We start from the raw sequence: 18,284 nt of genomic DNA on the forward strand, positions 1-18,284 counted from the left end.
TTTGTACTAAATTAAGCTTCTACTTCTTCTACTTCTTTAATAAAATCGTATCCTTTTTCTTCTAGTTCTAAAGCCAATTCTTTTGGCCCTGTTTTCACAATTTTTCCATTGTATAAAACGTGAACAACATCGGGGATAATATAATCCAACAACCTTTGATAATGCGTGATAACAATGGTTGCGTTATCTTTCGATTTTAATTTATTCACGCCGTTAGCAACAATTCGTAAGGCATCAATATCAAGTCCACTATCGGTTTCATCAAGTATGGAAAGTTTTGGCTCCAGCATCGCCATCTGAAATATTTCATTTCGTTTTTTTTCACCACCGCTAAAACCTTCGTTTATAGAGCGACTGATAAGTGCTTTATCTATCTCAACCAACTTTTGCTTTTCTTTCATCAGAGTTAAAAACTCTTTTGCTGCCAGAGGTTCCAAACCTTTATAAGCGCGAATTTCGCCAATAGCTGTTTTTAAAAAATTAATATTGCTTACCCCCGGAATTTCAATGGGATATTGAAACGCAAGAAATATGCCTTCTCTAGCTCTATCTTCGGCTTCTAGTTCTAATAAATTTATACCGTTATAGATTATTTCACCTTCTGTAACTTCGTATTCGGAACGCCCTGCAAGTACTGCAGATAAAGTGCTTTTTCCAGAACCGTTAGGGCCCATAATAGCATGTACTTCTCCCGCTTTTATTTCTAGATTAATTCCTCTTAATATTTCTTTCCCGTCAATTGACGCGTGTAGATTTTTTATTGATAGCATTTTTTTAAAATTTATGAGTTAAAATTTATAGGTTATAAAAGATCTCTCCTTATCCTACTGAGCCTTCCAAGGAAACCTCCAACAATTTTTGAGCTTCAACAGCAAACTCCATTGGCAATTGACTTAATACGTCTTTGCAATAGCCATTTACAATTAAACCAATGGCTTTTTCATTATCAATACCCCTTTGTTTGCAATAAAATAATTGGTCTTCACCAATTTTTGAAGTTGTTGCTTCATGCTCGACAATGGCGGTGTTGTTTTTTATTTCGATGTATGGAAAGGTATGTGCTCCGCATTGATCAGTCATCAATAAACTATCGCATTGTGAAAAATTACGGGCATTGTCTGCACCTTTTCCAATACGGACTAACCCTCTGTAACTGTTGTTGCTGTAACCTGCCGAAATCCCTTTGGATATGATAGTACTTTTAGTGTTTTTACCAATGTGGATCATTTTTGTTCCAGTATCGGCTTGCTGATAGTTATTGGTCAGGGCAACAGAATAGAATTCACCTATCGAATTGTCGCCTTTTAAAATCACCGATGGGTATTTCCATGTAATTGCAGAACCTGTTTCTACTTGTGTCCAAGAGATTTTAGAATTTTCTTCCAAACAAATACCACGTTTTGTAACAAAGTTGAAAATACCTCCTTTACCGTCTTTATCACCTGGATACCAGTTTTGTACGGTGCTGTATTTTATCTGTGCATCTTTATGTGCCACGAGCTCTACAACGGCTGCATGCAATTGATTTTCATCACGCATCGGTGCCGTACAGCCTTCAAGATAACTCACATATGAATCTTCATCAGCAATAATTAAGGTGCGTTCAAACTGACCAGTTCCAGCCGCTTCTATTCTGAAATAAGTGGAAAGTTCCATCGGACAACGAACTCCTTTTGGAATATAACAAAACGTGCCATCTGTAAATACAGCGGAGTTTAGTGCTGCATAAAAATTATCGGTGTAGGGAACAACAGAGCTCATGTATTTTTGTACCAATTCTGGATGTTCCTGAATTGCTTCGCCAAACGAACAAAAAATAATTCCTTTTTCTGCTAATGTTTCTTTATATGTTGTTGAGACCGAAACGCTGTCCACAATAATATCCAACGCTATTCTACTTTCCACACCTGTAAGGCGTTCTTGCTCTAAGATTGAAATACCGAGTTTCTGAAATGTTTTCAATAATTCAGGATCTACTTCATCTAAACTGTTTAGTACTTTTTTTGGTTTTGGAGCTGAGTAATATATGATATCTTGAAAATCTGGTTTTTGGTAAGAAACATGAGCCCAGTCTGGCTCCTTCATTGTTATCCAATGACGGAAAGCTGTTAAGCGATAGTCTAACATCCATTCGGGTTCCTTTTTTTTGGCAGAAATAAAACGAATAATATCTTCATTCAATCCTTTTGGTGCGTTGTCAGCTTCAAAATCGGTAACAAACCCGTATTTGTATTCCGTGCTGAGCTTTTGTTCTAAAACCTCGTTCATACTATTTAAATTTTACTATTGTTATTTTGTTCATCGGTAATTCCCAATCCCAAAAATCATTTTGATTAAATTATTAAATGCAAACTATCTTTTTTGGCAAATAATTCTTCTTCGCTTTCGCGCCAATCTTCATCATCTACACAGCAATCAACAGGACAAACTGCAGCACATTGAGGCTCATCATGAAAACCAACACATTCAGTGCATTTATCGGCTACTATGTAATAAACATCATTGGATACAGGTTCTTGCGGTTCATTTGCATCGGCAGTCAATCCGCTTTTTGAGGTAAACATTCCCTTTATGGCTGTTCCATCCGCGAAGCGCCATTCATCGCCGCCTTCGTAGATTGCATTATTCGGACATTCTGGTTCACAAGCGCCACAATTAATGCATTCGTCTGTAATTATAATTGCCATTTTTCTTTTTTTATATTGTTGAAAAGTCGAAAGCTTTTCCAAGAAACACTTACAAGCTTTAAACCTTAAATCTAATATTAAACGCCAAACGATTCTCCACAACCGCAAGTTCTGCTTGCATTTGGATTAACAAATACAAATCCTTTTCCGTTTAAGCCTCCCACATAATCGAGCTCCGTACCTATTAAGTAAAGGAAGCTTTTTTTGTCAACGGCAATCTTTATTCCTTTGTCTTCAAAAACCTTATCGCTCTCTGTAATCACATTGTCAAACACGAGTTTATAAGTAAGACCGGAACATCCGCCACCATCCACACCTACTCTAATAAAGGTTCCTTCTGGGCTGTTTTCGTTTGCTATTAAACTTAATGCGTGTTCTTTTGCATTTTCTGAAACTGTTATCATTCTATTTCTAATTAATGATTATTATAATTCTTTATTTTCTCCACTTATTTCTTCAAATAAACTTTTAAAAGTAACTGTAGCTTCTTTTTCACCATGGGACAAATCAGATAGTGTGATGGTATCTAGTAACTTATCTATTGCAGATTGAACTATGGTCCAAAGCGACCGAATGGAGCAATCTGTCGAATTGCTGCATATTTTCATTACGCCAACATGATTAACACAAAATTGTTCGTCAAATAACCGCCCGCCTAAGGCATTCAAAATGTCGTTTACTGTTATCATATTTGCAGGTCTGGCTAATACATATCCTCCAACATGTCCTTTGGTACTATTAATTAAACCTTCCATACGAAGGATTCGGGTCAATTTAGAAACATTAGGTTGCGATAATCCTTCCGCTTCACTGAGCTGAGGAATGCTCAAGCCGGACTGATCATTACATTTTGCAATCTGGACTAATAGTCTTAAGCCATATTCGTCTTGTGCTGTTATTTTCATTGTTTAAAAGTTTTATGTTTTAATAATGGATTTTTAATATTTAAAATAAACCTATAAGACAAATGTAAACGTTGTTTTTCAATATATACTAAAAAGTATATATTAATTTATACTAAAAAGTATATTGATAGGTTTAGTAAAAACTACTATAAAAAGTATCTCTTCATTTGAAACCTCTTTATTGTAACAAAGAGCAATCTGTTAAATGACTAACAACGCTTATTAATCTATGAAAATAACCTTTTGTTAATCATACGATTAACCTTAATTCAGTACCTCGGTAAAAAAAAGAGTTAAATTGACCTTGAAGGTTATTTTTTCAGGATACAGTCAACTGTCCAAAGAAGAACTTGACTTAAAAAAATAATAGAAAAGCAAAGGAATTGTGCTAACTATTATAGATAAATAATTAAACGAACTACGTTATTTTTATTAGCTATGAAACAAGCAAGTACTTTCGATTATAAAAAAAATGAAACAAAAAAGTGATGCATTATACTCAAAATCATCAATATAATAGGATAATATCTCCTACTTATATACTAATAACTATACTTAGAAGAGCTAGTAATTAAACGTAATTATATACAAAAAAGCTCCGATTTTGAAAAATTGGAGCTTTTTTTAATGAAAGAGATTTAAAAACTACTTGTCTTTTCTTCTTTTGCGTTCTGTCTTTATTAGTCCTAACTCGCGACTAGTTTGACCAGCTACTGAAGTATTTTCCTCTGCACGACGAATGAGGTATGGCATAACATCTTTTACGGGACCAAAGGGCAAATATTTGGCAACGTTATAATGATGATCCGCTAGGTTATAACTGATATTATCACTCATACCATACAATTGACCAAACCAAATTCTGTCATCCTTAGTAGGTATTCCCTTTGCTTCCATCAGCGACATTAAATTATAAGTACTTTCTTCATTATGAGTACCAGCAAAAACAGACATGTTGTCTATATGATCGATCATATAATGCACTGCTGCGTCGTAATTAGCGTCTGTAGCTTCCTTTGACGAACAAATGGGTGTTGGATATCCTTTTTCTTCAGCTCTGTTGTTTTCTTTTTCCATGTAAGCACCACGAACTAACTTCATTCCGATAAAAAAGCCTTCTTTTTTTGCCACATCATGCAACTTTTTTAAATAATCCAAACGATCCCAACGATACATTTGTAGCGTATTAAAAACAATTGCTTTTTCTTTATTGTATTTGCGCATCATCTCAGTAACTAAATCGTCAGCCGCATCTTGCATCCAACTTTCTTCTCCGTCAATAAGTAACGCTACATCTTTTTTATGTGCTTCACTGCAAACCAAATCAAAACGAGCCACTACTCGATCCCACTCTTCTTGCTCTTTTGAAGTTAATGTTTGTTTTGCTCCAAGTTTTTCATACAATTCAAAACGACCAAGGCCCGTTGGTTTAAAAACCGCAAATGGTATTGCCTGACGTTCTTTGGCAAATTCTACAGTTTTTAAAGTCATCGCCAAGGCAGCGTCAAATTGATCTTCTTCCTCTTTCCCTTCTACTGAATAATCCAATACCGAAGATACTCCTTTGGTATACATTCTATCAACAACAGAAAGGCAGTCATTTTCATTTACTCCTCCACAAAAATGATCGAAAACGGTAGCGCGTATCAAACCTTCCACTGGAAGATTAACATTTAATGCAAAATTAGTAACCGCTGCTCCTATTCGTACCAATGGTTGGTTGGATATCATTTTAAAAAGAAAGTAAGCTCTATCTAGTTCTGTATCACTTTTTAAAGCGAAGGCCACTTGCGTATTATTGAATATTTTGTCCATTTAACGATGTTTTTTTCACAAATATAAAGAGAGTTTTATAAATATTTATCAAATTAATAATAATAAAAAATACAATCCCTGTTTGACAATATTTTCAATAAACTTCTTATTAAAATTAATAATTTATAGATTTGTACTAATATTTTAAAAAATAAAAATGAATAAGAAAAATAATTCTACTACTTCTATAAAATCAGATTCCGTTTCTCCAAATAGTACTTATTATGATTTTATGTCTTTATTTTTCTTTAGTTGTTATTTAGTATTAGATTTCTTACCTGATTTTAAAAGTATAGAGATTATTGGTACTCAATTTTTTTACTTATCTGTTTTAAACTGCATAATTGTTGTCTATTTATATAAAAACCCTTCTTTGCTTTCGCAGAATTTGATTGGGGCTTTAAAAAAAGATTCGGTCTTTAAAACTTATATCGTATTTCTATTCTTTTGCGGAATTACATTATTTACTGCAAAAAACATTTCAATAGCTATAGTCAGTTTTACCGAGCTTCTGGTTGTATTAACTATGTTCTTCAATTTATATGTACTATTTTATAAAAGACTGTATTTGATCTATAAAGTTTCATTTATAGTAGGTATAAGTGTGTTTCTTCAAACATCCTTTACCTTTTTTCATTTATTCAAAGAAATTAAAACTAATGCTATTTTCACTGCGATTTCTAATTTAAAGGGAAATACTGGGAATATAAATGTTTATGCCGCTAGTTTGAGTATAAAAATTCCATTCATACTAATAGGAATTACTCATTTTTCAAAAATAAAAAAATGGGTTCTAACCCTGTCTCTCTTCTTAGCTGCTTTAACTATTTTACTAATAAGTGCTAGAGCCGCATATATTAGTATGTTTTTTATAATCCTACTATTCATAGTTTATTACTTAAAAACAAACACGTTAAAAAAGTCCAGTTTTATTAATGTTGTATATATAGGTATAGCATTAATTGCATCTTTTATAATAACAAATTCAGTATTTAAATACAATAATGGTAAAGATCGTTTTGAATCAGTGACAAGCAGAGTTACACAAATCGTTGACAAAAAAGAAGCTTCAATAAATGCACGATTAACCTATTGGAACACCGCATTATCTATTATTAAAAAAAATCCCGTGTTAGGTGTTGGAATAGGCAACTGGAAAATTGAAAGTTTGACCTATGAAAAAGCATATATAGATGATGCATTTATTTCGTCACATACTCATAATGATTTTCTAGAAATTGCAGCAGAAACGGGCGTGTTTAACGGATTAGTATATCTCTTGCTATTTATACTTTTATTAGTTAGGAATTTAAAAAAGATAGTTAGGAAGAACGACTCAACTAATAAAAATGTTGCAATTGTAACAACATTAGTATTGGTTAGTTATGGTATAGATGCACTCTTCAATTTTCCGCTATATCGATCTACAATGCAATTTAGTTTTGCCGTCCTTTTAGCTTTTACAATCTTAAATGATTCAAAAAAGGAAGTTGAAGAAAACAAAGAAGCTGAAAATTCGTTTTTTTCAATAGGAGTTATAGTTCTGTCTCTACTTACAATATATTTTACTTTTGTAACTTTAAGGACTTATCAACTTGAATATCAAATTAAATACAGTAAAATTAATTCGACTGAAATTAACGACAGATTCCCGAAGTTCCCTAATGTTGGAATCTATGCTGAATCCTTTGCTGAACATTTAGCAATTGCCTATTATAATGAAGATAATTATATAAAAGCCGCAGAGTACTTTAATGTGGCCAAAAACATTAACCCTTATTTAGGCATACCAGATTGGTATTTACATAAAATTGAAAAATCAAAAGGGAATAATGATGATGCCTATAAATATGCAAAAAATGCTTTTTACATGCGTCCTAGAAATAGTAATTATTTCCTAGATGCTTTAACTATGGCTTCAAAGAAAAAAGATACACTTGAAATACTAAAAATTCATAACTTATTTTCTAGCTATAGAAAAATGCCGAGTAACTGGAAAAATACTGCTTCGGCCTTATATAATTCCAATTATAAAATAAAGAAAATTATAGTATTTGTTGATCAAGGATTACTTTCTTTCCCAAAAGACACTGCCCTTTTAAAGCGAAAAAGAATATTAACCGAACGATTGAAAGGAGTAAAAAACAGCGATAATTTACTACCCCAAGATAATCCAGTTTCACCTTTGGCTAAGATAAATTATATGGTTGAGGCAAAAAAATTGGGGGATCAACTAAAATTTGAAAAAGCAATTGAATTCTATAAAATGGCATCTCAAGAAAATCCTGAAAAAAGAGTTATTTTACAGGACATCGGTATTTGTTATTATAAATTAAATAAAATTGATTTAGCAATAAAGTATTTAAAACAAACTTTGAATGATCCTAATTTAGAAAGTGGAAAGACTGAATATTTATTAGCTGGTTGTTATATGAATCTAAAGGACAAAGAAAACGGATGCAAATATTTGACAATAGCTTTTGATAAAAAGTATCCCAATACAGAAGTTCTTTTAAATAAACTTTGTAAATAATAAACGATCCATTTGATAAATTTTCTGATAAAAATAAATCATTGGTAAAAGAAAAATTAATTAATTTACAATAATTAAACAGAATAATGGAATTTGTTATTTTACTAAATTCAAAATGAATCTGATAAAATATTATTTAGAAAAACCTTAAATTCGCAAATTATACCAATTAATTATTGATGTATAAAAAATTATCTAAGAACTGAAGTTGTAATATTCGATATTGCATATAAAATAGTAAAACATGTCAAATTTATTAAAAACAATCGAAGCAAGTAATCATCCTATTCATTTCAATGAAAAAGGATATGAAGCTTTAAATTTACATTTAAACCAAAATAAATATTCCAAAGTTTTTGTAATTGTAGACATTCATACCAATGAATTTTGCTTGCCAATTTTTTTGCCCTACTTAGAAACAGAGTTGATAATTGAAATTATCGAATTTGAGGCTGGTGAAGAGAATAAAAATATTGAGACTTGCGTTCAAATATGGAACGTACTAACAGAACTTGGCGCTGATAGAAAAAGCCTCGTCATAAATCTTGGTGGCGGTGTTGTTACTGATTTAGGTGGCTTTGTAGCCTCAACCTTTAAACGAGGTATTGATTTTATCAATATTCCTACAACCTTGCTTTCAATGGTTGATGCTTCTGTAGGAGGAAAAAACGGAGTTGATTTAGGAAATTTAAAGAATCAAATAGGTGTTTTTAATTTGCCAATAATGGTACTTATAGATACACAATATCTAGAAACGCTTGCGCGAAATGAAATGCGCTCCGGTCTTGCCGAAATGCTAAAACATGGTTTGATCTTCGATAAAGCATATTGGGAACAATTTTTAGATCTGAAAGCAATTGACTTTGCCGATTTTGACGAGCTAATTTACCGTTCCGTTACAATTAAGAACGAAATAGTAACATTAGACCCTACTGAAAAAAATATCCGGAAATCATTAAACTTTGGTCATACACTGGGTCACGCGATTGAAAGTTATTTTCTTGAGAGTGAAAGTAAAACCACCTTATTACATGGAGAAGCCATTGCAGTAGGAATGATTCTGGAAAGTTATATCTCTTTCGACAAAGAATTGATAAGTGAAAGCGAGTATATTCAAATTAAAACTACAATAAAGTCTATCTTTGATGATATCGTATTTCTTGAAAATGACATCGAACCCATTCTAGAATTACTCATTCATGACAAGAAAAATGAATATGGTACCATACAATTTGCCTTGATAGAAGGCATTGGTAGAATAAAAATAAATCAATCTGTTGAAAATGAATTAATTCTTAAAGCATTTAACGATTATAAATCTTAAATATTTTTTAGTTAAAAGGATTGGATTACGTATATATTATTTTTTACATTTGCCGCAATGAAAAACAATCAAAAACAAGAGAATTACAGTTCAAATGAGAACCTAAACAATAAATCTTTTTTAAGGATATTGAAGCGTTTTTATTCGATCAAAGAATATTTTTGTTTTGATCTGTCTAACCATTTAAAAGTAGATCACGAAAAACTTCAGATTATTTATGCAAACATTAGGGTTTGAAAATTAGTTTAATTCTTAATACCAATTTAATTAATCTACAATACTAAAAGCTACATGAATACAAAATATTCCGATCTAATCAATCAAACGTATTACTTTCCACAAGAAGAATTTACTTTAAACAAAGACAATCTAAAGTTTCACAATATTGATTTGATGAAACTCGTTGAAGAGTATGGTACTCCATTAAAATTCACCTATTTACCTCAAATTTCAAATAACATCAACAAAGCCAAAAATTGGTTTCGTAAATCGATGGAGAAAAATAAATATGAGGCAAAGTATTATTATTGCTATTGTACAAAAAGCTCCCATTTTGAATTCATTATGAATGAAGCTTTTAAAAATAATATTCATGTTGAAACTTCTTCTGCTTTCGATATTAATATTGTTGAAAATTTGATGGCTAATGGAAAAATAAACAAAAGCACTTATGTTATATGTAACGGTTTCAAAAGAGACCAATACATCGAAAATATTGCAAGGTTAATTAATAACGGGCATAAAAATACCATTCCTATTATTGATAATTTTGAAGAGCTGGATTTACTTCAGGCAGAAATTAACGGAAAGTTCAAAATTGGAATTCGTATTGCTGCCGAGGAAGAACCAAAATTTGAGTTCTATACTTCCCGTCTTGGAATTGGGTATAAAAACATTGTTAGTTTTTACAAAAAACAAATTCAGGATAATGATAAATTGGAACTTAAAATGTTGCACTTTTTTATCAATACAGGAATCAACGATACGGCTTACTACTGGAATGAATTAGTGAAATGTATTAAAGTGTACATCGCATTAAAAAAAGAATGTCCTACATTGGATGGTTTAAATATTGGTGGTGGATTTCCTATAAAAAATTCATTAGCGTTTGAATACGATTATCAATACATGATTGATGAAATCATCAATCAGATTAAAATTGCCTGTGATGAGGCTGAAGTTGACGTTCCAAATATCTTTACTGAATTTGGTTCTTTTACCGTAGGAGAAAGCGGAGGCGCTATTTATCAAATTTTGTATCAAAAGCAACAAAATGATAGAGAAAAATGGAACATGATTGATTCTTCTTTTATCACTACTTTACCTGATACTTGGGCAATCAACAAACGTTTTATTATGTTGGCAATCAACCGTTGGAATGAAACTTACGAACGGGTTTTACTAGGTGGTTTAACTTGTGATAGTGATGATTATTACAATTCTGAGCAAAATATGAATGCCATCTATTTACCAAAATACAATAAGGAAAAACCATTATACATTGGATTTTTTAATACAGGGGCCTATCAAGAAACGATTGGCGGATACGGAGGTTTGCATCACTGTTTAATTCCACAACCCAAACACATCTTAATCAATAGAGATGAAAATGGAATCATAGCAACCGAAGTATTCTCAGAACAACAAACAGCCGATGACGTATTAAAAATTTTAGGTTACGACAAAAAATAAACAAATAAATACACAATTAGTCAATTTAAAAATTATTATATTTGAATCTAACCATTCAATGAGTTGATTTTTAAATCTTTAAACCAAATAAAATGAGTAAAGGACCTATAAGTCAGTTTATAGAAAAGCATTATTTGCATTTCAATTCTGCGGCTTTAGTAGATGCAGCAAAAGGCTATGAACAACAGCTAGCAAATGGAGCTAAAATGATGGTAACTCTTGCTGGAGCGATGAGTACTGCCGAAATTGGAAAGATTTTTGCAGAAATGATTCGTCAAGACAAAGTACAAATTATATCTTGTACAGGTGCAAATTTAGAAGAAGATATCATGAACTTGGTAGCTCATTCACATTACGAAAGAGTACCAAACTACCGTGATTTGACTCCAGAACAAGAATGGGACTTACTTGAAAGAGGGTTAAATCGAGTAACAGATACTTGTATTCCTGAGCATGAAGCATTCCGTCGTTTGCAAAAACACATCTACAAAATTTGGAAAGACGCTGATGACAAAGGAGAACGTTATTTACCGCATGAATTTATGTACAAAATGCTTTTATCAGGCGTTTTAGAAGAATATTACGAAATTGATTTGAAAGACAGTTGGATGTATGCTGCAGCAGAAAAAAACTTACCAATTATCTGTCCAGGATGGGAAGATAGTACTATGGGAAATATTTTTGCTTCCTATGTCATTAAAGGAGATTTAAAAGTCTCTACGATGAAATCTGGAATAGAATACATGACATTTTTAGCAGATTGGTATCCTAAAAATTCCGCTAATGGAGTAGGATTTTTCCAAATTGGTGGTGGTATAGCTGGAGATTTCCCAATTTGCGTGGTTCCAATGTTGTACCAAGATATGGAAATGCCAGAAACACCTTTTTGGAGTTATTTCTGCCAGATTTCAGATTCAACTACCAGTTACGGTTCGTATTCTGGAGCAGTACCGAATGAAAAAATTACTTGGGGTAAATTAGATATAAAAACACCTAAGTTTATTATTGAGTCAGATGCTACAATTGTGGCCCCTCTTATTTTTGCTTATTTATTAGATTTATAGAGTATCCTTATGAAAAGAGTAATTGTTGATTACGCAAAGCTAACCAATGAAATTTTAAACCTTTTGGTGGAAAAATTTCCTGATGGTTATGATGATTCAAATATCGTTCGTTTTAGAAACGCTAAAAATGAATTAATTGAAGCAGTTGAAGTACACACAGATGACACTAATTATTTAGTGAAAGTAAGTACCAAGTTAGCTGATCGAATTGAAAACTATGACGAAGATGATGAAATCGATGATGAAATCGAACCAATCATTCCAATAAAAGGACTTGATTTAGATGATGACAACGATGATGACGATGATGACGATGACAATCGCGATAAACCGGATGTTGATGAAGACGATGAAGATTCAGACAAGTCTGATTATTCTGATGACGAGGACGACGATGATGAAGATTAACTTCACTTAAAAATACAAAAGGAACTCTTAATCGAGTTCCTTTTTTTTAGCAGATTAATAAAATATGTATTTTTATTATTTATATCGAATTAAAATCAAAGGCACCATTCATTAAATGATCACATCCCAAATATTACATGACTCTTTAAAAGAAAATTTTGGTTTTGAAAAATTCAGAACCAACCAGGAGCAAATTATAAATACTATTTTATCCGGTCAAGATACCCTAGCAATTATGCCTACGGGCGGCGGAAAATCGATTTGTTTTCAATTGCCTGCACTTTTATTTCAGGGAATTACAATAGTAATATCACCGCTAATTGCTTTAATGAAAGATCAAGTAGATAGTTTAAAAGCAAATGGAATTCAGGCTTGTTTTATTAACAGTAGTCAATCTAATGAAGAACAGCAATTACACATTCAAAACCTAAAAGAAAATAAAGTCAAAATGGTTTATGTAGCTCCAGAAAGCTTGTCTTATTTAGAAAATGCATTTAGCCAGATCACCATAAGCCTTATCGCAATTGATGAAGCACATTGTATTTCTTCTTGGGGACATGACTTTAGACCTGCTTATACTAACTTGGGATATTTAAAAAATCGCTTCCCTTCTACTCCAATTTTAGCTTTAACTGCCACAGCAGATAAAGCTACACGTAAGGACATTAGCCAACAATTAAACTTAGTAAATCCTAAATCGTTTATCTCTTCTTTTGATCGAAAGAACCTTAGTTTAGAAGTACGCCCAGCACTCGACAGAGTCAAACAAATAATTGATTTCATCAGTGATAAGCCTACCGAATCAGGAATTATTTATTGCTTAAGCAGAAAGACAACAGAAGAACTTGCAGCAAAACTTAAAAAATCAGGAGTCAACGCAAAAGCATATCATGCCGGCTTAGACATTATGGTACGATCGCAAACTCAAGACGACTTTATTAATGATGATTGCCAAGTTGTTTGTGCTACTATTGCTTTTGGTATGGGAATCGACAAATCAAATGTTCGCTGGGTCATACATTATAATTTGCCCAAAAACATTGAAGGCTATTATCAGGAAATAGGAAGAGCTGGCCGCGATGGCCTACCTTCTGAAACTATTTTATTCGAAAGTTATGGAGATGTTATCCAATTACAGAAATTTGCTTCCCAAGGATTAAATGCAGAAGTACAACTGGCAAAGCTCGAACGAATGAAACAGTATGCGGACGCATTAAGTTGTCGGAGAAAAATACTACTGTCTTATTTTGGCGAACTAGTAACTGAAAATTGTGGAAACTGCGACATTTGTAAAAATCCACCTGAATTTTTTGACGGAACGATCATCGCACAGAAAGCCTTATCGGCCATTATTCGTCTGAAAGAATCAGAGCCACTGCCCGTTATTATTGATTTTTTGAGAGGTTCAAAGAATGCTTATATATTCGAAAATGAATATCAAAACCTAAAAACCTACGCCGTAGGGAGTGATATATCGTGGTACGACTGGAATCAGTATATTATTCAATTAATCAATCAAGGCTTGTGTGAAATTGCTTTTCACCGACAAAATAAAATTCGCTTGACCGCATTAGCACGTGAAGTTTTATTTGAAGGAGACAAAGTACAATTGACAACAGTTATAAAAGTCAACACCGAAAAAACAGAAACTAAAGCAACCAAAAGTAAATCAGCAGCCAACTCTCTTTTTGAAACCCTCCGCAAATTGCGTTATGAAATCTCTAAAGAGGAAAGTGTTCCTGCATATGTCATTTTCAGTGATGCTGCTTTACGCCAAATGGAAACAATACGGCCAATGAGTGATGACGAATTCATTACCATTGACGGAGTAGGAAAAGCAAAACTAGAGAAATATGGAGATGCCTTTATAAAAGCAATAATTGCATTTCAAAAAAACAAAGTAGTAAAACCTAAAAAAGAGGCAGGCACCTATAAAGAAACACTACTATTGTTTCAAAGCGGATTATCTACGCAGGAAATTGCGTTGAAGCGCAAATTAGGTATTGGCACAATTATGTCACATTTAGCGAAATTATATTTGGACGGAGAAACGATTGACTTACATCAATTTGTTTCTGAAGACGAAGTAAGTTTGATCGCTAAAGCCAAATTACATCTAGAAAGTCCGACAACTTTAAAACCGTATTATGATTACCTTGAAGAAAAAATAGCCTACGACAAAATAAGATTAGCTTTAGCTATTATCGAAAAAGAAAAACGGAACTAATAATCTATTCTTATGATTACTTCATTTCCACATTTTGTAAATCATCAGACACAAATCCTAATCTTAGGAACGATGCCAGGTGTTGTCTCACTTGAAAAGCAAGAATACTATGCGCACAAGAGAAATCACTTTTGGAAAATTATGTATACTCTTTTTGGAAACTCACACATTTCTGAAATTTTCGAAGAAAAAATAAAACTATTGCAATCTCATAAATTGGGATTGTGGGATGTTTTAGAAAATTGCGAACGAAAAGGAAGTTTGGATATTCATATAAAAAATCAAAAAGAGAATGATTTTGAATCGTTGTTCAATGAATTTCCCAGTATTCACAAAATAATTTTTAACGGAAAAGAAAGCCATCGTTATTTCGCTAAAAAGTTTGGAAAAATAGAAGGCATCACATATTATGTGATGCCTTCAACTAGTCCTGCAAATACTATGTCTTTTGAAAATAAATTAAAAATATGGTCGACTTGCTTCCAATAATTTATAAATATCTTTCCTGAAATATCTTTTGGTGATGCTTTTGATGACCAATAATGATAAACCCAATCGCACGTACTGAAACGGGACTGCTTGAAGCAACTCCCATTCTTGTTAACTGCTCTTCAGAAAAACTTTTAAACAGCGCTAAAGTAGATTGTCTTACCACCGCCAATTCTGTCAATAATCCTTGCAGATTTCTTTCGTTAGCATTGGTATTATCAACATAATCGTTTTCTTCAAAACCTGGTAAAGGGGTTTTATCATTTCTAGAAATACGCATGGCACGGTAACTAAAAACACGCTCGGTATCAATAAGGTGCTGAATGATGTCTTTTATAGTCCATTTTCCTTCCGCATAACGGTAATCGAATTTATCCATAGGGATGTTCTGTACAAATTTGATAAAATCATGAAGACATATTTCTAATTCTTCAATCATATTAACGTCGTCTAATACATGAACATAGCCCGCATAAAAGGGAGCATACTCCGTATCTGGTAATTGGTTTGATTTCATTTTTTTACTTGTTTATGCTGAGTTTCTACTTGCGTTTGTGTTTCCAAAAAGCGAACGCATTACTATTTTCTCATACACCTTTATTAAATTCTCATCTGGTACACTTTCTTTATTAAGCTCATTAATTCTTAATAAAGCATATTGCTGTATTGTCAATAATGGCAATACAATACGTTCTCTAATTTGAATAGATGCTTTACCATCGGGATAGTTTTCCATCAACTCTGTATGACCAGCAATTTTTAGTAACAATCGTTTAGATTCTAAAAATTCTTCATAAATAATTTGCCAGAATTCTCCAAATTCAGGATCGTTTTTCATGTAAGCCGTTAATGGAAAAAAGGACTTAGTAATTGACATCATACTGTTTTCTAAAAGTGTTTTAAAAAATAGAGAATTGTCATATAAGTCTTGAACTTTATCCCATTGCTCCGTATCTTCAAAATGTTTTAATGCTGTACCTACTCCAAAAAATCCCGGGACATTTTGCTTCAACTGACTCCAAGAACCAACAAATGGAATCGCTCTTAGATCATTAAAATCTAACTGTTCCGACTTCCCTCTTTTTGAAGGTCGGCTTCCTATATTAGTTCTAGCATAATACTTCAAAGTACTCATCTGTTCCAAATAAGGAATAAACTTTGGGTGATTCTTAAAACTTAGGTATTTTTTATAGCCTAAATTAGCTAATTGCCCCATTACATTCTTTTCATCTGGAGATAATTCATTCTTATTTTTACTAAACACCTGATTTGTAACCCCAGCACTTAATAAATTTTCCAAATTATATCTACAAGAGTCTAAAGTCCCAAAATTTGAACTTATTGTTTGTCCCTGAACAGTAATTTGAATTTCTTTATTTTCTATATTTGGACCTAAAGAAGCATAAAATTTGTGTGTTTTACCCCCACCACGTGCTGGTGGACCACCGCGTCCGTCAAAGAAAATCACCTTTACGCCATATTTCCTTGAAATCTCGGTAAGCGCTTCTTTCGCTTGATAGATACTCCAATTCGCCATTAAATACCCACCATCTTTTGTACCATCAGAGAAACCAACCATTATCGTTTGTTTCATTCCTCTATTTTTTAAATGATTTGCATACATCGGATTAGTATACAATTGCTCCATACTGTTGTGCGCATTCAATAAATCTTCAACTGACTCAAAAAGCGGCACAACATCCACTGTAGGCTCTTCCCAATCACATAAACGGATCATTGCAAAAGTTTCAAGCACGTTGAGTGCATTTTCATTATTACTTATTATATATCGGTTAGCACCAAGCTCTCCATTATTTTTCTGAATTACCTTTATCGCTTGAATTGACTCAATAGTCGACTTTGTTATTTCATTGTCAAAATCATTTGAGTTTATATCTCCTTTAACATTTGCCAACACCTCAAATTTCTCTCCTTCCGATAAATCATAATAATTTTCAGGAAAAATAGTTGAATTTGATTTTACATAAAAATCATGAATATCTTTAAAAACAGCATCATGTATTCTACTATTTTGACGGATATCTAAAGTAGCAAAATGAAAACCAAATAAGTTCACTTTAATAAGAAGTGCTTCTAATTGATCTAAATACAACGACTGATGCTGCTCTATAACAATTCTCTTTATCTTATTTAATTGCGCTTTAAACTCCTCTAAAGTGATATAGATTTCCCCTTTCGAATAAAAAACAGAACGGTAAAGTTTATGTTCAAGTTCAGCAACCAAAACATCTACATTAAAGAAAGTTAGCTTTCTTTTCAAATTTCTAATTTCAATATAATAACACTTTAATATTGACGTTCGCAATCGTTCGGCTACGTTCAATGTGATCTCAGTTGTCACAAACGGATTCCCATCACGATCTCCACCAGGCCAGAAGCCTAATTTTATCAAAGCATTTTGAATCGATTCACCATGAAAAACATTCTTCTGCAAGTAATGAACCATGTCTCCTGAAGTACTGTAAAACACATTCTCAAGGTACCAAATCAAACTAACCGCTTCATCAAATGGATTTGGTTTTTCGTTTTTTATAAAAGGTGTTTTGCCCAATTGAGCTAAAAGCTCTTTTATATTCAGTAAATTATTTCCGCGTATTGCGTCTGTTAAATCGTTAATGATACCGAGGACTGAACCAGGGTAAAACTGAGTAGGATGAGCCGTTAATACTGTTCTTACATTAAAGTTTTCCAGAAAATCGATCAACTCTTCCTTCTTTCCTTTTGCATCTGCTTTTTCTTTAATATCTCGTAACGATCCCCTACCTTCCATATTATTTACAATGGGAAAAGCAGCATCTTCGACTGCGTCAAAAAGAACGATTTGACGCTCAATGTATTGGATAAAACGAAACATGATATCAATTTTATCTGCTTCTTCATTACTATGCGAATACTTATTAGTAAAAAAATCCACAATTTCTTTTGGAGTCTGCAGTTTTTTAAAACCACTCTCGCAAACATCTGTAAATAAAGGAAGTAAAGCCCCTGTATTGTCTATAGAATCAAATGGCAAAGTAATAAATACACTATTGTAAATATTGTATTTAGAGAGGACGTTTTGGTTAAAACGCTCGATTTTTGGCAGCGTGTACATAATTTTGTTGTAGTTGGTTGAGTTT

The 18,284-nt window shown here is 32.6% G+C and carries 15 protein-coding genes; 7 read left to right on the plus strand and 8 right to left on the minus strand.

What is annotated here, in order from left to right; translation table 11 throughout:
* Positions 1-11 precede the first annotated feature (11 nt).
* From sufC to BMW63_RS10165, 6 genes are all read right to left on the minus strand, one after another.
* Positions 12-770 carry a Fe-S cluster assembly ATPase SufC gene (gene sufC / locus BMW63_RS10140; protein ID WP_073351077.1) on the minus strand — a complete coding sequence of 253 codons (759 nt, stop codon included), beginning with the start codon at positions 768-770 and terminating at the stop codon, positions 12-14.
* A gap of 49 nt (positions 771-819) precedes the next feature.
* Positions 820-2,268, minus strand: a complete 1,449-nt coding sequence (gene sufB / locus BMW63_RS10145; protein WP_074723352.1) for a Fe-S cluster assembly protein SufB — start codon at positions 2,266-2,268, stop codon at positions 820-822.
* A 65-nt stretch (positions 2,269-2,333) separates the two neighbouring features.
* Entirely contained in the window at positions 2,334-2,687 is a 354-nt protein-coding gene (locus tag BMW63_RS10150; RefSeq protein WP_074723353.1) for a 4Fe-4S binding protein, read from the minus strand.
* 77 nt (positions 2,688-2,764) lie between these two features.
* Entirely contained in the window at positions 2,765-3,091 is a 327-nt protein-coding gene (locus tag BMW63_RS10155; RefSeq protein ID WP_074723354.1) for a HesB/IscA family protein, read from the minus strand.
* Between the two features lie 21 nt (positions 3,092-3,112).
* The gene (locus tag BMW63_RS10160; protein WP_074723355.1) at positions 3,113-3,592 is read right to left on the minus strand and encodes an RrF2 family transcriptional regulator; all 480 of its coding nucleotides are present in this window, start codon (positions 3,590-3,592) and stop codon (positions 3,113-3,115) included.
* Positions 3,593-4,237: 645 nt separating this feature from the next.
* The gene (locus tag BMW63_RS10165) at positions 4,238-5,407 is read right to left on the minus strand and encodes a proline dehydrogenase family protein (protein WP_074723356.1); all 1,170 of its coding nucleotides are present in this window, start codon (positions 5,405-5,407) and stop codon (positions 4,238-4,240) included.
* Between the two features lie 157 nt (positions 5,408-5,564).
* Here BMW63_RS10165 and BMW63_RS10170 point away from each other — a divergent pair, with 157 nt between their 5' ends.
* The 7 genes from BMW63_RS10170 to BMW63_RS10205 all read left to right on the plus strand — a co-directional run bounded on the left by BMW63_RS10170 (position 5,565) and on the right by BMW63_RS10205 (position 15,144).
* On the plus strand, positions 5,565-7,940 hold the full coding sequence (locus tag BMW63_RS10170; RefSeq protein WP_074723357.1) for an O-antigen ligase family protein: 2,376 nt from the start codon (positions 5,565-5,567) through the stop codon (positions 7,938-7,940).
* 244 nt (positions 7,941-8,184) lie between these two features.
* Positions 8,185-9,264 (plus strand): 3-dehydroquinate synthase, encoded by a 1,080-nt coding sequence (gene aroB, locus BMW63_RS10175; RefSeq protein WP_074723358.1) that lies wholly within the window; start codon positions 8,185-8,187, stop codon positions 9,262-9,264.
* Between the two features lie 291 nt (positions 9,265-9,555).
* Positions 9,556-10,956 carry a type III PLP-dependent enzyme domain-containing protein gene (locus tag BMW63_RS10185; RefSeq protein ID WP_074723360.1) on the plus strand — a complete coding sequence of 467 codons (1,401 nt, stop codon included), beginning with the start codon at positions 9,556-9,558 and terminating at the stop codon, positions 10,954-10,956.
* A 92-nt stretch (positions 10,957-11,048) separates the two neighbouring features.
* A complete protein-coding gene (locus BMW63_RS10190; RefSeq protein ID WP_074723361.1) occupies positions 11,049-12,020 on the plus strand; it encodes a deoxyhypusine synthase family protein in 972 nt (323 codons plus the stop codon).
* A 9-nt stretch (positions 12,021-12,029) separates the two neighbouring features.
* Positions 12,030-12,428 (plus strand): DNA primase, encoded by a 399-nt coding sequence (locus tag BMW63_RS18135; RefSeq protein ID WP_074723362.1) that lies wholly within the window; start codon positions 12,030-12,032, stop codon positions 12,426-12,428.
* A 115-nt stretch (positions 12,429-12,543) separates the two neighbouring features.
* Positions 12,544-14,655, plus strand: coding sequence for a DNA helicase RecQ (gene recQ / locus BMW63_RS10200; protein WP_074723363.1), 2,112 nt, complete (start codon positions 12,544-12,546; stop codon positions 14,653-14,655).
* A gap of 12 nt (positions 14,656-14,667) precedes the next feature.
* Positions 14,668-15,144 (plus strand): DNA-deoxyinosine glycosylase, encoded by a 477-nt coding sequence (locus BMW63_RS10205; protein WP_074723364.1) that lies wholly within the window; start codon positions 14,668-14,670, stop codon positions 15,142-15,144.
* A 1-nt stretch (position 15,145) separates the two neighbouring features.
* Here BMW63_RS10205 and BMW63_RS10210 read toward each other — a convergent pair whose 3' ends face one another.
* Both BMW63_RS10210 and BMW63_RS10215 read right to left on the minus strand, forming a co-directional pair.
* Positions 15,146-15,661, minus strand: a complete 516-nt coding sequence (locus BMW63_RS10210; protein WP_074723365.1) for a DinB family protein — start codon at positions 15,659-15,661, stop codon at positions 15,146-15,148.
* A 12-nt stretch (positions 15,662-15,673) separates the two neighbouring features.
* On the minus strand, positions 15,674-18,259 hold the full coding sequence (locus BMW63_RS10215; protein ID WP_074723366.1) for a phosphoenolpyruvate carboxylase: 2,586 nt from the start codon (positions 18,257-18,259) through the stop codon (positions 15,674-15,676).
* Positions 18,260-18,284 lie beyond the last annotated feature (25 nt).

The organism is Flavobacterium frigoris, from assembly GCF_900111075.1.
GTDB classification, from domain to species: domain Bacteria; phylum Bacteroidota; class Bacteroidia; order Flavobacteriales; family Flavobacteriaceae; genus Flavobacterium; species Flavobacterium frigoris.

Bases quoted from the DNA above. Each gene is read 5' to 3' on its own strand.
- sufC (WP_073351077.1), bottom strand. From the start codon at position 770: ATGCTATCAATAAAAAATCTACACGCGTCAATTGACGGGAAAGAAATA.
- sufB (WP_074723352.1), bottom strand. From the start codon at position 2,268: ATGAACGAGGTTTTAGAACAAAAGCTCAGCACGGAATACAAATACGGG.
- BMW63_RS10150 (WP_074723353.1), bottom strand. From the start codon at position 2,687: ATGGCAATTATAATTACAGACGAATGCATTAATTGTGGCGCTTGTGAA.
- BMW63_RS10155 (WP_074723354.1), bottom strand. From the start codon at position 3,091: ATGATAACAGTTTCAGAAAATGCAAAAGAACACGCATTAAGTTTAATA.
- BMW63_RS10160 (WP_074723355.1), bottom strand. From the start codon at position 3,592: ATGAAAATAACAGCACAAGACGAATATGGCTTAAGACTATTAGTCCAG.
- BMW63_RS10165 (WP_074723356.1), bottom strand. From the start codon at position 5,407: ATGGACAAAATATTCAATAATACGCAAGTGGCCTTCGCTTTAAAAAGT.
- BMW63_RS10170 (WP_074723357.1), top strand. From the start codon at position 5,565: ATGAATAAGAAAAATAATTCTACTACTTCTATAAAATCAGATTCCGTT.
- aroB (WP_074723358.1), top strand. From the start codon at position 8,185: ATGTCAAATTTATTAAAAACAATCGAAGCAAGTAATCATCCTATTCAT.
- BMW63_RS10185 (WP_074723360.1), top strand. From the start codon at position 9,556: ATGAATACAAAATATTCCGATCTAATCAATCAAACGTATTACTTTCCA.
- BMW63_RS10190 (WP_074723361.1), top strand. From the start codon at position 11,049: ATGAGTAAAGGACCTATAAGTCAGTTTATAGAAAAGCATTATTTGCAT.
- BMW63_RS18135 (WP_074723362.1), top strand. From the start codon at position 12,030: ATGAAAAGAGTAATTGTTGATTACGCAAAGCTAACCAATGAAATTTTA.
- recQ (WP_074723363.1), top strand. From the start codon at position 12,544: ATGATCACATCCCAAATATTACATGACTCTTTAAAAGAAAATTTTGGT.
- BMW63_RS10205 (WP_074723364.1), top strand. From the start codon at position 14,668: ATGATTACTTCATTTCCACATTTTGTAAATCATCAGACACAAATCCTA.
- BMW63_RS10210 (WP_074723365.1), bottom strand. From the start codon at position 15,661: ATGAAATCAAACCAATTACCAGATACGGAGTATGCTCCCTTTTATGCG.
- BMW63_RS10215 (WP_074723366.1), bottom strand. From the start codon at position 18,259: ATGTACACGCTGCCAAAAATCGAGCGTTTTAACCAAAACGTCCTCTCT.